General features: G+C 65.6%; 11 protein-coding genes. All 11 read right to left on the bottom strand.

Annotated elements, in window-relative coordinates:
* Positions 1–57 precede the first annotated feature (57 nt).
* Positions 58–1,734, bottom strand: a complete 1,677-nt coding sequence (recN, locus tag JKL45_RS04425; RefSeq protein ID WP_201859904.1) for a DNA repair protein RecN — start codon at positions 1,732–1,734, stop codon at positions 58–60.
* 12 nt (positions 1,735–1,746) lie between these two features.
* Positions 1,747–2,643, bottom strand: a complete 897-nt coding sequence (locus JKL45_RS04420) for an outer membrane protein assembly factor BamD (RefSeq protein ID WP_376771001.1) — start codon at positions 2,641–2,643, stop codon at positions 1,747–1,749.
* Between the two features lie 194 nt (positions 2,644–2,837).
* Positions 2,838–3,782 carry a UDP-3-O-acyl-N-acetylglucosamine deacetylase gene (lpxC, locus tag JKL45_RS04415; protein WP_201859903.1) on the bottom strand — a complete coding sequence of 315 codons (945 nt, stop codon included), beginning with the start codon at positions 3,780–3,782 and terminating at the stop codon, positions 2,838–2,840.
* A gap of 282 nt (positions 3,783–4,064) precedes the next feature.
* Positions 4,065–5,756, bottom strand: coding sequence for a cell division protein FtsZ (ftsZ, locus tag JKL45_RS04410; RefSeq protein WP_201859902.1), 1,692 nt, complete (start codon positions 5,754–5,756; stop codon positions 4,065–4,067).
* Between the two features lie 103 nt (positions 5,757–5,859).
* Positions 5,860–7,182, bottom strand: a complete 1,323-nt coding sequence (gene ftsA, locus JKL45_RS04405; RefSeq protein ID WP_201859901.1) for a cell division protein FtsA — start codon at positions 7,180–7,182, stop codon at positions 5,860–5,862.
* Complete coding sequence (locus JKL45_RS04400) at positions 7,179–8,162, bottom strand: cell division protein FtsQ/DivIB (protein ID WP_201859900.1); 984 nt, start codon at positions 8,160–8,162, stop codon at positions 7,179–7,181. The genes ftsA and JKL45_RS04400 overlap by 4 nt, the downstream gene beginning before the upstream one ends.
* The gene (locus tag JKL45_RS04395; protein WP_201859899.1) at positions 8,129–9,052 is read right to left on the bottom strand and encodes a D-alanine--D-alanine ligase; all 924 of its coding nucleotides are present in this window, start codon (positions 9,050–9,052) and stop codon (positions 8,129–8,131) included. Before JKL45_RS04395 ends, JKL45_RS04400 begins: the two co-directional genes overlap by 34 nt.
* A gap of 145 nt (positions 9,053–9,197) precedes the next feature.
* On the bottom strand, positions 9,198–10,118 hold the full coding sequence (gene murB, locus JKL45_RS04390; RefSeq protein ID WP_246498295.1) for a UDP-N-acetylmuramate dehydrogenase: 921 nt from the start codon (positions 10,116–10,118) through the stop codon (positions 9,198–9,200).
* The gene (murC, locus tag JKL45_RS04385; RefSeq protein WP_201859898.1) at positions 10,118–11,533 is read right to left on the bottom strand and encodes a UDP-N-acetylmuramate--L-alanine ligase; all 1,416 of its coding nucleotides are present in this window, start codon (positions 11,531–11,533) and stop codon (positions 10,118–10,120) included. The genes murB and murC overlap by 1 nt, the downstream gene beginning before the upstream one ends.
* The gene (gene murG, locus JKL45_RS04380) at positions 11,530–12,654 is read right to left on the bottom strand and encodes an undecaprenyldiphospho-muramoylpentapeptide beta-N-acetylglucosaminyltransferase (protein ID WP_201859897.1); all 1,125 of its coding nucleotides are present in this window, start codon (positions 12,652–12,654) and stop codon (positions 11,530–11,532) included. The genes murC and murG overlap by 4 nt, the downstream gene beginning before the upstream one ends.
* The gene (locus JKL45_RS04375) at positions 12,651–13,790 is read right to left on the bottom strand and encodes an FtsW/RodA/SpoVE family cell cycle protein (RefSeq protein WP_201859896.1); all 1,140 of its coding nucleotides are present in this window, start codon (positions 13,788–13,790) and stop codon (positions 12,651–12,653) included. The genes murG and JKL45_RS04375 overlap by 4 nt, the downstream gene beginning before the upstream one ends.

Here is a 13,790-nt window from a genome sequence, read left to right as displayed (position 1 = left end):
CGCACACCGCAACAAGTGTGGCAGCCTGGCCCTCACACAGACGTGAGACTTACGGGCCTAATGCGCCGCCGCTTCGAGAAGGCGCGCAGCGGCCGCGCGGGCTTCCTCGGTGATGGTCGCGCCGGCGAGCATGCGGGCGATCTCCTCGCGGCGCGGGGTGGCCTCCAGCGGGATGACCCGGGTGGCGACCCGGTCCTTTTCACCGCGCACGCCTTCCTTGGCGATGAGGAAGTGGCTCTCGGCCTTGGCGGCCACCTGCGGCGCGTGGGTCACGGCCATGACCTGGACCTTGCGGGCGAGGCGCCCGAGGCGCTGGCCGATGGCGTCCGCCACGGCACCGCCGACGCCGGTGTCGATCTCGTCGAAGACCAGGGTCGGGGCAGAGCCCTTGTCCGCCAGCACCACCTTGAGGGCCAGCATGAAGCGCGAAAGCTCGCCGCCTGAGGCCACCTTCATGAGGGGGCCTGCGCGGGTGCCGGGATTGGTCTGGGCCCAGAACTCCACCCGCTCGAAGCCGCCCGCGTCGCGGCTCGCCTCGTCGGTGGTGATCTCGGTGATGAAGCGGGCGCGCTCCAGCTTGAGCGGCGGCAGTTCCGCCTGCACGGCGGCGTCGAGGGCCTGGGCGGCCTTCCTGCGTCCGGCGGACAAAGCCTTGGCGGCCTTCACATAGGCGTCGTCGGCTTCCTTTTGGGCCCTCTCCAGCCCGGCGAGCTTTTCCTCGCCGGCATCGATGGCCACCACATCCTCCTCGAAGCGCTGACGCAGGGCAGCCAACTCGTCGGCAGGAACATTGTATTTGCGGGCAGCGGCGCGAAGCGCGAAGAGGCGCTCCTCGGTCTGCTCCAGCTCGCGGGGGTCGTATTCCGTGGCGCGGATCGCATCTTCCAGTGCGGCGCGCGCCTCGTCGATGGCCACCAACGCGGCATCCAAGGCCTTGACGCTCGGGTCCACGAGGGCTGGCGCCTGGGCGCCGCGGCGCTCCAGCTTGCGCACGGCGGCCGACAGCTCATTGACCGGAGATGCGTTGCCGGCGACGACTTCGTAGGCCTCGTTGAGATCCGTCGACACCTTTTCGGATTGCATCATGACCACGCGGCGCTCGGCGAGGCTCTCCTCCTCGCCGGCCAGCGGGTTGAGCTTCGTCAGCTCCTCGACCGCGTGGCGCAGGAAGTCGGCCTCCTTGCGGGCCTTCTGGATGCGGTTGCGGTGATCCTGAAGGGCGGTGCGCGCCTCGCGGACCCGTCGCGCAGCATCGGAAACGGCCTGAACCTCGATTGAGAGCCCGCCGAAAGCATCGAGGATGGCCCGGTGGGACACAGGATCGACCAGCGCACGGTCGTCGTGCTGGCCGTGGATCTCGACCAGGGTCGCGCCGATGGCCTTGAGCACCTGGACGCTGACGGGCTGGTCGTTGACGAAGGCGCGGGTGCGCCCGTCGGCCACCTGCACGCGGCGCAGGATCAGGTCGCCGTCGATATCGATGTCCGCGTCCGACGCGATGCGGCGGGCGGGGTGATCCATGGGGCAGTCGAAGACCGCCGTGACCTGGCCCTGGTTCTCGCCATGGCGCACGAGGCTGCCGTCGCCGCGGCCGCCGAGGGCCAGGGCGAAAGCATCGAGCAGGATCGACTTGCCCGCGCCTGTTTCACCCGTGAGGACGCTCAGGCCCTCATGGAAGTGAAGCTCAAGCCTGTCGATGAGGACGATATCGCGAATCGCCAGCTGGATGAGCATGGATGGTGAGGCTTAACCCGTCCGCTGACCAACCTGGGGAACGCCGCGGAAGGCCTTGCTGATCCAGGACTGGGAGTCCTCGCGAGGCTCTACGCCGCCTTTCGTCAGAAGGGCGTGGGCGTCCTTGTACCAAGGAGAGTCGGGGAAGTTGTGGCCGAGAACGGCGGCGGCGGTCTGCGCTTCGGCCACGATGCCCATGGCCATGTAGGCCTCGGTGAGGCGCTGGAGAGCCTCCTCCACGTGGCGGGTCGTCTGGTAGCGCGAAACCACCTGGCGGAAGCGGTTGATGGCGCCCGCGTAGTTGCGCTTCTGCAGGTAGAAGCGGCCGACCTCCAGCTCCTTGGCGGCGAGCTGGTCGCTGGCCACCTGGATCTTCTTCTTGGCGTCAGCCACGTACTCAGAGCTCGGATAGCGCTGGACCAATTCCTGCAGGGCCAGGATGGCGCGCTCGGACTTCTCCTGGTCGCGGGTGATGTCCGGGATCTGGTCGTAATAGGATGACGCCATCAGATACTGGGCGTAGGCCGCATCCGTGGTGTTGGGATAGCTCTGGAGGTAGCGCCGCGAGGCCGTGATGGCCTCGTCATAGAAGCCGCCCTCGTAATTGGCGTAAGCTTCCATGATCAGGCCTTTGCGGGCCCAGTCGGTGTAGGGATATTGTTTGTCGAGGCTGCTGAACTTGGTGACAGCGCCGTCGAAATCGCCCTTCTGCACCCGGGCGAGACCGTCGTTGTAGATCTCCTCGGCGGGCAGGTTGGAGACGATCTCGGGCTTGTAGCTCGTGTCCTTCTCGAACGGGTTCAGCGACGAGAGAGTGTCGCACCCCGCGAGACCCAAGCCGCAGACGCCAAGGATCAGGGCGCGGGCAGCCGCGCCTTTCATACCCGAATAAGCCTTCGCGAACGACATGCTTCGCGGTCCTCCAAAAACCGTGCCCGATGTTTTAACGGTGCATCAAAGGTTCTTTAGCCCAAGCACATGGGAAGAGCCAAGCCCATAGCACAGGGTTTACCCAATAGGAATTAAGAAAGCCTGCATGAAATCATGCGGCCAAAGGGCGCCTTGAATCTTAAGGTGCCGTAGCGGTGCTTTCAGGAAGGAATTCAGTGCACTTCCGGAGCGAAAACCGAAGCGACCGCATTGCCGATTTCGGCATAGCCCGTCTCGCGGCGCGGGGTGGCGTCGACGATGGCATAGTTGGAGCGGCTTGAGAACAGGGCTTCCAGCACCGAGAAGTTCATGCGGTGACCGCCGCAATAGGAGCGGTAGGTGCCCAGCAGCGGCAGGCCGGCGAGTGACAGGTCGCCGATGGCATCGAGGAGCTTGTGCCGGACGAACTCGTCGGCATAGCGCAGGCCTTCCGGGTTCATGATGCCGTCGTCGCCGATAGCCACGGTGTTCTCCAGGGAGGCGCCGAGCGCGAAGCCGGCGCTCCAGAGCTTCTCCACGTCGCGCATGAAGCCGAAGGTGCGGGCGCGGGAGATCTCGCGGCGGAACACGGAGGGAGACAGGTCGACGATCTTACGCTGGCGGCCGATCACGGGAGTCGGGAAGTCGATCTCCACGTCGAGGCGGAAGGCGCGCTCGTTGGGAAGAAGCTCGGCGAAGGCCCGACCCTGCGTGATGCGGACGGGCTTGAGAACCTTGATGTAGCGGCGGGTGACGCCCTGCACCACGGTGCCGACCTGGTCGATGGCATCGATGTACGGCGCCGAGCTGCCGTCGAGGATCGGAACTTCCGGCCCGTCGATCTCGACGAGAACGTTGTCGATGCCGAGGCCGGCGAGAGCCGCCATGAGGTGTTCGATGGTGGCGACCGCGCCCGTATCGCGGTCGCCGATGACCGTGCACAGCTCGGTGGCGGTCACCGCCAGATGCCGAGCATCGATCAAACGGTCCAGGCCGCCCGGAAGACCGGTGCGGAGAAAAGCAATGCCATGGTTCGCTTCAGCCGGATGAAGGATCATCTTCACTTCATCCCCGGAGTGAACTCCGGTTCCGATCAGGGTCACGGCGGCGCGAAGCGTGGTTTGCTGGCTTTGCTTCATGTGTCCTGAACCTCAACTAACCCTTGTCGCCTAACAGAGCCTGTTTCGCCGGAGGAAGATGCATTGGCTGCGTTGTGCTTCCCGCGGCAGGCTTCTTGTAGCGGTGCCCCTTTTGATGTCAGGCAACATAGGCCCCCTGTCAGGCTAGGCCAAATCACGCTTTCTTACCGTGTGTTACAAAGGGGATAAGCCTCAACCCATTGATGTTAATAGTTTTTTAATGAAGAAGGCCCCCAGCCGTTTCGGGCTGGGGGCCTTTTGTAACAGTTGTAACAGGCTTGTTCAGTTGGCCTGGCGGCGGAGGAAGGCGGGAATCTCCAGCTGATCGTCCTCGGAGGCAGCGCGGGGAGCCGGGGCCGGGTGGCCCTGCGGCGGCCGCTGCGCCTGGGCCGGCATCGGCCGGCGGGCGTATTCGGCATGAACCGAGGACATGGGCTGGCGCGGGGCCTCCTGGCGCGGCTCGGCGGGCGCCTGCTGCGGCTCCTCGCGGCGGCCGAAGCCGATGGTCGCGAGGCGCTGGATCAGCGAGGGCTTGTGCTCGGGAGCCGGCTCCTCACCGCGGCTGGCGCGCAGGGCGACCTGACCGGGCATGGGCAGCTCGTCGATGCGCGGCATCCGGGCCGGGCGCATGGCGCGCTCAGCCTGCGGCGGGATGAAGGCGCCCTGGTCCATGGGCTCCTCGTAGACCGGAGCCTGAGGGGCCGGAGCCTCATAGGCCACTGCCTGGCGCGGCTGGGACGGGGTCAGAACCACGTCGTCGCGCACGATCGGCTGGGGAGCGGCTTCCATGGGCTGGGCCGCAGCCACGGGAGCTGCCATCGGAGCCGGAGCCAGAACGGGCGAGCCCTGGGTCAGGATCTGGGCCGCCTTCACCGGTTCGGCTTGGGCGGCGGAGCGAAAGGTCGGCGTGGCCTGGGTGGCACGAGCGCGAGCCTCTGCCCGAAGGCGCTCGGCAACCTCGGAGATGCGCTGCTCGGTGGCCGTGAGATCGCCGCCGTTCTCCATGATCGCATGGTCGATGCCGGTCGCCACGACGGACACGCGGATGATGCCTTCCAGGCTCTCGTCAAAGGTGGCGCCGAGGATGATGTTGGCATCCTGGTCCACTTCCTCACGGATGCGGGTGGCGGCCTCGTCGAGTTCGTAGAGGGTGAGGTCGTTGCCGCCGGTGATGGAGATCAGCAGGCCCCGCGCGCCCTTCATCGACACGTCGTCGAGGAGCGGGTTTGCAATGGCGGCTTCAGCCGCACGGATGGCGCGCTTTTCGCCGGAGGCTTCGCCGGTGCCCATCATGGCCTTGCCCATGCCGCGCATGACGGAGCGCACGTCGGCGAAGTCGAGGTTGATGAGGCCTTCCTTCACCATCAGGTCGGTGATGCAGGCAACGCCCGAATAGAGCACCTGATCGGCCATGGCGAAGGCGTCCGCGAAGGTCGTCTTCTCGGTGGCGACCCGGAACAGGTTCTGGTTCGGGATCACGATGAGCGTGTCGACGGCCTGCTGCAGCTCGGTGATGCCGGCTTCCGCCAGCTTCATGCGGCGCACGCCTTCGAACTGGAACGGCTTCGTCACGACGCCGACCGTCAGTATACCGAGCTCGCGGGCTGCGCGAGCCACGACGGGAGCAGCGCCGGTGCCGGTGCCGCCGCCCATGCCGGCGGTGATGAACACCATGTGCGAGCCTGCGAGCTGATCGCGGATCTCGTCGATCACCTCTTCGGCGGCCGCACGGCCGACTTCCGGCTGCGAGCCGGCGCCGAGGCCTTCGGTCACCTGGATGCCCATCTGGACGACGCGCTGGGCCTTGGAAGAAGCCAGTGCCTGTGCGTCGGTGTTCGACACCACGAACTCGACGCCCTCCAGACCCGATTCAATCATGTTGTTCACGGCATTGCCGCCGGCACCGCCGACGCCGAATACCGTGATGTGCGGCCTGAGTTCCCGGATGTCCGGAGATTGCTGATTGATAGCCATGACCTGTGCCTCTTCTGGCCTTTACCGATAAGCGTTTGGCGGACGCCGACCCTTGTTGACTTCAACTCTCACGATGGCCCGCCGCGCCAACGCGTTACTCGTCTTAGAAACTATCGCGAATCCATCGGCCCATTCGTGAGAAGTAGCCGTCGGTTCCCGTACTCTGGAACAAGCCGCTGGACTGCGGCTCGAAATACTCGATATGCGCCACCTGCGGATAAACCAGGAGGCCGACCACCGCCGAAAAGGCGGGGCCCTTTGCCGCCTCAGGCAGGCCCTTGATGCCGAGCGGACGCCCGACACGAACCTGGCCCTGCAAGATGCGGCGCGCCGTTTCCGGCAGCCCGACGAGCTGGCTTGCGCCGCCCGTCAGCACGACCCGCCGTCCGGCCTGAGCTGCGAAGCCCGCGCCTTTCAACCGGTCGCGCACGAGTTCGAGAACTTCCTCGACCCGCGGCTTGATGATGCGAACGAGGTGCGACTTCGGCAGATGATTCGGAACGTCCCGTTCGTCCTCATCGACCTGCGGCACCGCGATCATGTCCCGGTCATCCGCGCTCGAAGAGATGGCGGAGCCGTAGAAGGTCTTGAGCCGCTCGGCGGCGGACACGCGGGTCGTGAGACCGCGCGCGATGTCCATGGTCACATGATGACCGCCGACCGCGATGGCATCGGTGTGTACCAGATGCCCGTTGGAGAAGATGCCCACGCTCGTGGTGCCGCCGCCCATGTCGACGACCGCGCAGCCCATGTCGGCCTCGTCGTCCACGAGCGCGGAAAGGCCTGCCGCGTAAGGCGTGGAGATCACCGCCTCGACGCCGAGATGGCAGCGCTCGACCGCCAGCATGAGGTTGCGTGCAGCAGCAGCCTCGGAGGTTACCACATGCAGGTCCGCGCCGAGGCGCTCGCCGATCATGCCGGCCGGATCGACGATGTGGTTCTGCGCATCGAGCGAGAAGCCCGTGGGAAGAGCATGAAGAACGGTGCGGCCGCGGCGCAGATCGTAGCTGGATGCCGCATCGAGCACGCGATGCACGTCGTTTTCGCTGACCGCGCCGCGCACGGGAACATGCGCCTCGAAATGCTCGGACGCGAGACGCCCGCCGGTGAGATTGACGATCACCGACTGGATCTCGACCTTCGCCATCCGCTCGGCGGCATGAACCGCCTGGCGGATCGCCGCCTCGGCCGCTTCCAGATCGACAACGACGCCGCCCTTGAGGCCCATGGAGCGCTGATGACCGATGCCGAGGATGCGCGCCACATGGGTGCGGCTGCGCAGCGACTCGACCTCGTCAGCCGGCTTCAGTTCCGCCACGACGCAGACGACCTTGCTCGTTCCCACGTCGAGCACCGACAGGATGGCGCTCTTGCGTGCGGAGAGTGGCTTCAGGCGAGGCGTCAAACCGTGACCCGAGAGACTCATGTATCGACCCCCTTGCCGCGCATTGGTTTTTTCTTGAGTGCCTCGGCGCGGGCCAAGGCGGCCTCTTCCGTCAAGCGGACGACGACGCGATCCGCCATGCGCAGATCGATTGCCAGCACGTCCTTTTCCAGAACCTTCTGCTCGTGTTCGAGCTTCACGAGACGGGCCAGCGCGTCGGCGGCTCCGATCTCCGGCAGGCGCACGTCCATGCCGTTGTCCATCTTCAGAGTCCAGCGCCGTCCGGCCACGAGCGTGCCGGCGCGGATGCGCTGTTTCAGCGGGCCAGCCGCCTCGACGAGCGCGAGATAATCCTTGCTGCGGGCGTTGGCGCCCTCCCCCACCACGAAGGGCAGATTGAGATAGCGCTCGTCCTGCATGAGGTCGATCACCGTGCCGTCGGACGCGATGACGAAGAGCTCGCCATTGTGCTGCCAGATGGCATGGGCCTCACGCTCGGCCAGCGTGATGACGAGTTCGTTGGGATAGAGCTTGCGCACGGTCGCCGACTTGACCATCGGGACGCGCTCGAGGCGCTCACGCAGGTCGTTCACGTCGAGGAAGGCAAGCGACAGCTTTCCGTTGATGCCGGCCGCCGCAAGAACCTCGTTCTCGCCCATCTGCGAGATGCCGGAAATCGTCACCTGCTCGAGGCCGAGACCCACAGTGCGCGCAAGCGCATGGTGCGGCTCGCCGTGCTGGCGGATGAAACCGTCGATATGGCCGCCCTGCCAGAGGCCGTAGCCGACGACCGCCGAGAAGAAGGCTAGCGTCAGGCCGGTTCCGAGAAAACGCGGGAGGCGCTGCTCGATCGGAGCGGAGGAGCGTCGGCGCACGCTGCTGGAGGCGCCGAACAGCTTTTTGATTCGGGAGGGCTGCTTGAACGAGGGGCTGAGCCTCCGGCCCCCGGAGGCAGCGCGCGCAACGGCGAATCCGGCCGGGTAGGCCGTCATCGGTTGCAGGTAGCGTCCTCCACCATCCATTGCACAAGCTCGCCAAACGTATAGCCCGCATGGGCTGCCAATTCTGGCACCAAGCTCGTCTCGGTCATGCCGGGTTGCGTGTTGACTTCAAGAACGACGAGTTCCCCGGTTCCTCCGGGCGTGTCGTCGTACCGCAAGTCGGCGCGGCTGATTCCCCGACAGCCGAGCGCTTGATGCGCCGTTAACGCCAACTCTTGGACCTTTTGGTAAATATTCGGTTTAATTTCTGCCGGGAGGACGTGAATGGAGCCCCCCTTCACATATTTCGCATCATAATCGTAGAAGACCCCGGTGGCAGGCCGGATGTCGATGACTCCGAGGGCCTTGTCACCCATGACCGCGCAGGTCAGCTCACGGCCCGCAACGTATGATTCCACAAGGACTTGGTCGCCGAACGACCAGTCCTCGCGGGTGAGCTCCTGGGGCGGATGGGAGCGGTCCTCACGGACTATGATGACCCCGTAGGACGAGCCCTCGCTGATCGGCTTGATCACATAGGGAGCCGGCAGAGCGTGGCTTTTCGCCACCTCGAAACGGTTAACGACCATGCCCCTGGGAACCGGCACGCCGGCCGATTCCATGACGATTTTCGCCTTGTCCTTCTGCATGGCGAGCGCTGAGGCGAGGACTCCGGAATGAGTGTAGGGAATTCTTAACAGTTCGAGCAGGCCCTGAATGGTCCCATCCTCACCCACGCGCCCGTGAAGGGCATTGAACACCACGTCCGGTGCAACCGCCTGGAGGACGGTCGCAATGTCGGATTGCACGTCGATGGGAGTGACCTTGTAGCCCTGATCCTCCAAGGCCCTGCAGCAGGCCCGGCCCGACGCCAAGCTGACCTCGCGCTCCGCCGACCAGCCGCCATAAAGGATGGCAACGTGCTTCGCCATGGGTCTCTCCTGTGATGCAACCCGGCAAGCCGGGATCGTTAAGTGATTCGAATCAGGACCGGAGCATCAGCCTTAAGAGGGGCCGATGCTCCTTCTCTTGGCTGGCGCATAGTTTGGAGCGAAAAACCGGATCCACTTTTCCGCACTATGCGCTGGCAATCCCGACCCGCTTGATCTCCCATTCGAGCTCCACGCCCGACATTTCGCGGACGCGGCGACGGACTTCTTCGCCGAGGCCCTCGATATCGGCCGCGGAGGCGGAGCCATGGTTGATCAGGAAGTTGCAGTGCATCTCGGACACCTGGGCGTCGCCGACGCGAAGCCCCCGGCAGCCTGCAGCATCGACCAGCTCCCAGGCCTTCTTGCCCGGCGGGTTCTTGAAGGTGGAGCCGCCCGTGCGGGTGTTGACCGGCTGGGTTGAGGAGCGCGCCTCGGTGATGGCGCTCATCTCGGCCAGAATCTCTTCCGGGTTGCCGGAGCGGCCTTCGAACAGGGCCTCGGTGAAGATCACGTCATCCGGCACGGAAGAATGGCGGTAGGTAAAGCCCATCTGGGCGTTGGTGAAGGTCACGGCCTCGCCGGTGCGCGTGACGCCCTTCGCCTCGACGAGCACATCCTTGGTCTCGCCGCCATAGGCGCCGCCGTTCATGCGCAGCGCGCCGCCGATGGCGCCGGGAATACCGCGCAGGAAGGACAGGCCCGCAATGCCGGCTTCCGCCGCCGCGCGCGCCACCTTCACGTCGGGAGCGCCGGCACCTGCGCGTACGCGCAGGTTCGGCTCAATCGACACTTCGGCAAAACCCTTGCCGAGACGAATGATGACGCCCTCCCATCCGCCGTCGCGGATGAGGAGGTTAGAGCCGAGACCTACGACGAGAACCGGCACGCTACGGTCGAGGCGTTGCAGGAAATAGGCGAGATCGTCCGCGTCCGCCGGCGTGAACAGCACCTGCGCCGGGCCGCCTGTACGGAACCAGGAGAGCGGCGCCGTCGGCGCGTTCGCCTCCAGCTTGCCGCGCAGCTCGGGCATACCGGCCCTCAGATCGGTGGTGATGTCGGCGAACATCAGGCGGCCTTTTCGCCGAGATGCTCGAGTTCACCCGGCAGCGCATAGGCCCATTGGGTGATGTTGCCGGCGCCGAGGCAGATCACGTAGTCTCCCGGCTTCGCCACGCCCTTGACGAGGTTGGCGAGATCCTCGGACTTCTCCAGCGCCATCACGTTGCGATGACCACGGGCCTTGAGGCCCGACACGAGGCCGTCGCGATCCATACCGGGGATCGGCTGTTCGCCCGCCGCATAGACCGGCGCGACGATGACCGCATCGGCATCGTTGAAGCAGGTGCAGAACTGGTCGAACAGGGATGACAGGCGCGAGTAGCGGTGCGGCTGCACCACGGCGATGACCTGCCCGTCCGTCGAGGCGCGCGCGGCTTTCAGCACGGCGGCGATCTCGATGGGATGGTGGCCGTAATCGTCGAACACCGTGACGCCGTTCCACTCGCCCGTGCGAGTGAAGCGCCGCTTCACGCCGCCGAAGCCGGCGAGCGCCTTGCGGATCGCATCGGGCGAGACGCCGAGCTCATGCGCGACCGCAATGGCAGCCGTGGCATTGAGCGCGTTGTGCGCGCCCGGCATCGGTAGAACGAGATCTTCGAGTTCGAGGCGGAAGCCCGGACGGCGGTCGCGGATCATGACGCGGAACTTGGTCTGCCCGCCGCGCGGATCCACATCCATGATCCGCACGTCGGCCTGCGGGTTCTCGCCATAGGTGATGATGCGCCGATCCTCGATGCGGCCCACGAGGTCCTGCACGGTCGGATGGTCGATGCACATCACGGCGAAGCCGTAGAACGGGATCGAGTTGATGAAGGAATGGAAGGAATCCTTGATCGCGTCGAAGGTGCCGAAATGGTCGAGATGCTCGGCGTCGATGTTGGTCACGATGGCCACATCGGCCGGGAGCTTCAGGAAGGTGCCGTCGGATTCGTCCGCCTCCACCACCATCCACTGGCCGTCGCCCATGCGGGCATTGGTGCCATAGGCGTTGATGATGCCGCCGTTGATCACCGTCGGGTCGAGGCCGCCCGCGTCGAGCAGCGTTGCGACGAGAGAGGTCGTGGTGGTCTTGCCGTGGGTGCCGGCCACCGCCACGCAAGACTTGAAGCGCATGAGTTCCGCCAGCATCTCGGCGCGGCGCACCACCGGCAGGCGCTTCTCGCGGGCGACGACCAGTTCCGGGTTGTCGCGCTTGATGGCCGTCGAGACCACCACGATCTCGGCTTCGTCCACGTTCTCGGCCTTATGGCCGATGAAGGTCTTGATGCCCTTATCGGCCAGGCGCTTGACGTTGTAATTGTCGGCCGCGTCCGAGCCCTGAACCGTGTAGCCCAGATTGTGCATGACCTCGGCGATGCCCGACATGCCAATGCCGCCGATGCCGATGAAGTGAATGGGTCCAAGCTTCGGCGGCAGTTTCATGGGGTTTTTACCTGATTGTTCGCAGAAATGAGGGTGAGGACGGCCTGAGCCAAGCGCTCCGCCGCATCCGTGATGCTGGCGCTATGTGCAGCGGCGGCGGCCCGGGTCAAGCGGTCAGGCTCTTGAAAATAGGCTTGAATCTCGCCGGCCAGCCGCTCAGGGGTGAACTCCGATTGCGGGCAAACGATGGCGGCGCCCAGATCGCCAAGGGTCTTGGCGTTGGCCGCTTGGTCTTGATCGAGCGAGCCCGGCAGGGGCACGAGGATCGACGGGCGGCCGATCACCGCCAGTTCCGCCACGGTCGAGGCGCCGGAGCGGGAGACCACGAGATGGGCCCCGGCCAGCCGGTGCGGCAGGTCCTTGAAGAAGGGCTCGGCCTCGAATTCCACTTTCAGCTGCTGGTATTGGGCGCGCACCCGCTCCAGGTCCTCACCCCTCGCCTGCTGGGTGATGGCGATGCGGGCCTGCAGTTCCGCGGGCAAAAGCGCGATGGCGGGCGGCACCACGTCGCTCATCACGCGAGCGCCTTGGCTGCCGCCGACCACGAGAAGGCGCAGTTTGTCCTGGGGGCCGAGCGGGGCATAAGACTGCTTGGCCGCTTCCAGCACTGTGGGGCGGATCGGGTTGCCGGTGTGGATGACCTTGCCCGGCACATTGGCCGGGATGCCCTTGATGCCGGCAAAGCCCGTGGCGATCATGGTGGCGCGGCGGGCGAGCAGGCGGTTGGCCCGGCCCATTACGCCATTCGCCTCGTGAATTACCGTTGGGACGTTGAGGAGCGAGGCGGCGATGACCGGCGGTACGGTGGGATAACCGCCGAAGCCCACGACGACCGCCGGCTTCATCCGCCGGATCTCGGACATGGACTTCAGGGTCCCCTGCCCCAGCATCAGGGCTGCCTTCGCCATCTGCGGGATGGAACGGCCCGACGGCGTAGCGGACGGAATCTCGACGATCTCGTCGGCCGGGAACGAGCCCGCATAGGCATTGGCACGCTTGTCGGTGGCGAGCGCCACCCTGGCGCCGGAGGCCTTGAGGGCATTGGCAAGCGCTTCGGCCGGAAAGAGATGACCGCCGGTGCCGCCGGCGGTCAGGAGGATGAGAGGAGCGTTCATCCTCACATCCGATCCTGGCCGAAATGGTCCATCATCTCGGCACGCGGGCGCCGACGCGTGAGCGCGATGAGGAAGCCCATGCCGAGCGCCAGCGAGAGGAGCGACGAGCCGCCATAGGAGATGAAGGGCAGCGTCATGCCCTTGGCCGGCATGAGGTGCACGTTCACCATCATGTTGATGCAGGCCTGCAGGCCGAACATGAAGATGAGACCCGTGGCCGCAAGGCGACAGAAGGTATCCTCGTTGCGGCGCGCCAGCGTGAGACCGCGCAGCACGATGAAAGCGAAGACGATGAGGAGCGCGATGCACACGATGATGCCGAACTCCTCCGCCGTGACGGCGAAGATGAAGTCGGTATGCGCGTCGGGCAGGATACGCTTGACCGAACCCTCGCCAGGACCACGTCCGAGCCAGCCGCCGCGGGAGAAGGACTCCATGGCGGTGTCGACCTGGAAGGTGTCGCCGGAATCCTTGTCGAGGAAGCGCTCGATGCGGGCGCGCACGTGCGGCAGAAACTGATAGGCCGCCCCGATGCCGAGGAGCCCGGCGCCACCAAGGCCCATGACCCAGAACCAGTGCAGGCCGGCGACGAAGAACAGGCCGCACCACACGATGGTGACGAGCATGGTCTGGCCGAAATCCGGCTGCAGGATGAGGGGAATAATGGTGGCGGGCAGGAGCAGGAAGGCCATCAATGTGCCCGGCACATCCTTGCGCCGTGCGCCCTCCGAGAAGGCCCAAGCCGAGAGCACCACGAAGGCGGGCTTCACGAACTCCGAGGGCTGAAGGCCGAGCGGGCCGATCATGATCCAGCGATGGGCGCCCTTGATCTCAGGACCATACTGGAACGCGAGCAGGATCAGGACCATGCCGGCCGCATAGACGATGAGAGCCAGCCGCCGCAGGTGGCGGAGCGACAGGAATGACACGGTGACAATGATGCACAGGGCCGGGACGAGGAACATCACCTGCCGGTTCACGAAGTGGAAGGTGGAGAGTCCGAGCCGCTCCGCGACCGGTGGGCCGCCTGCCATGAGAAAGACGAGGCCGGCCAGCATGAGGATGGCGAGGCCTGCGAGCAGCGAACGGTCGACCGTCCACCACCAATCGCCGAAAGCCGAGCGTTCCGCGCGTGACACCAT

The organism is Microvirga soli, assembly GCF_016734765.1.
GTDB lineage: Bacteria > Pseudomonadota > Alphaproteobacteria > Rhizobiales > Beijerinckiaceae > Microvirga > Microvirga soli.
Note: the sequence above shows the minus strand (reverse complement) of the source record. Positions and strands in the feature narration are given on the sequence as shown.

Coding starts and splice junctions, on each gene's coding strand:
- recN (WP_201859904.1), bottom strand. CDS start 1,734: ATGCTCATCCAGCTGGCGATTCGCGATATCGTCCTCATCGACAGGCTT.
- JKL45_RS04420 (WP_376771001.1), bottom strand. CDS start 2,643: ATGTCGTTCGCGAAGGCTTATTCGGGTATGAAAGGCGCGGCTGCCCGC.
- lpxC (WP_201859903.1), bottom strand. CDS start 3,782: ATGAAGCAAAGCCAGCAAACCACGCTTCGCGCCGCCGTGACCCTGATC.
- ftsZ (WP_201859902.1), bottom strand. CDS start 5,756: ATGGCTATCAATCAGCAATCTCCGGACATCCGGGAACTCAGGCCGCAC.
- ftsA (WP_201859901.1), bottom strand. CDS start 7,182: ATGAGTCTCTCGGGTCACGGTTTGACGCCTCGCCTGAAGCCACTCTCC.
- JKL45_RS04400 (WP_201859900.1), bottom strand. CDS start 8,162: ATGGATGGTGGAGGACGCTACCTGCAACCGATGACGGCCTACCCGGCC.
- JKL45_RS04395 (WP_201859899.1), bottom strand. CDS start 9,052: ATGGCGAAGCACGTTGCCATCCTTTATGGCGGCTGGTCGGCGGAGCGC.
- murB (WP_246498295.1), bottom strand. CDS start 10,118: ATGTTCGCCGACATCACCACCGATCTGAGGGCCGGTATGCCCGAGCTG.
- murC (WP_201859898.1), bottom strand. CDS start 11,533: ATGAAACTGCCGCCGAAGCTTGGACCCATTCACTTCATCGGCATCGGC.
- JKL45_RS04375 (WP_201859896.1), bottom strand. CDS start 13,790: ATGGTGTCACGCGCGGAACGCTCGGCTTTCGGCGATTGGTGGTGGACG.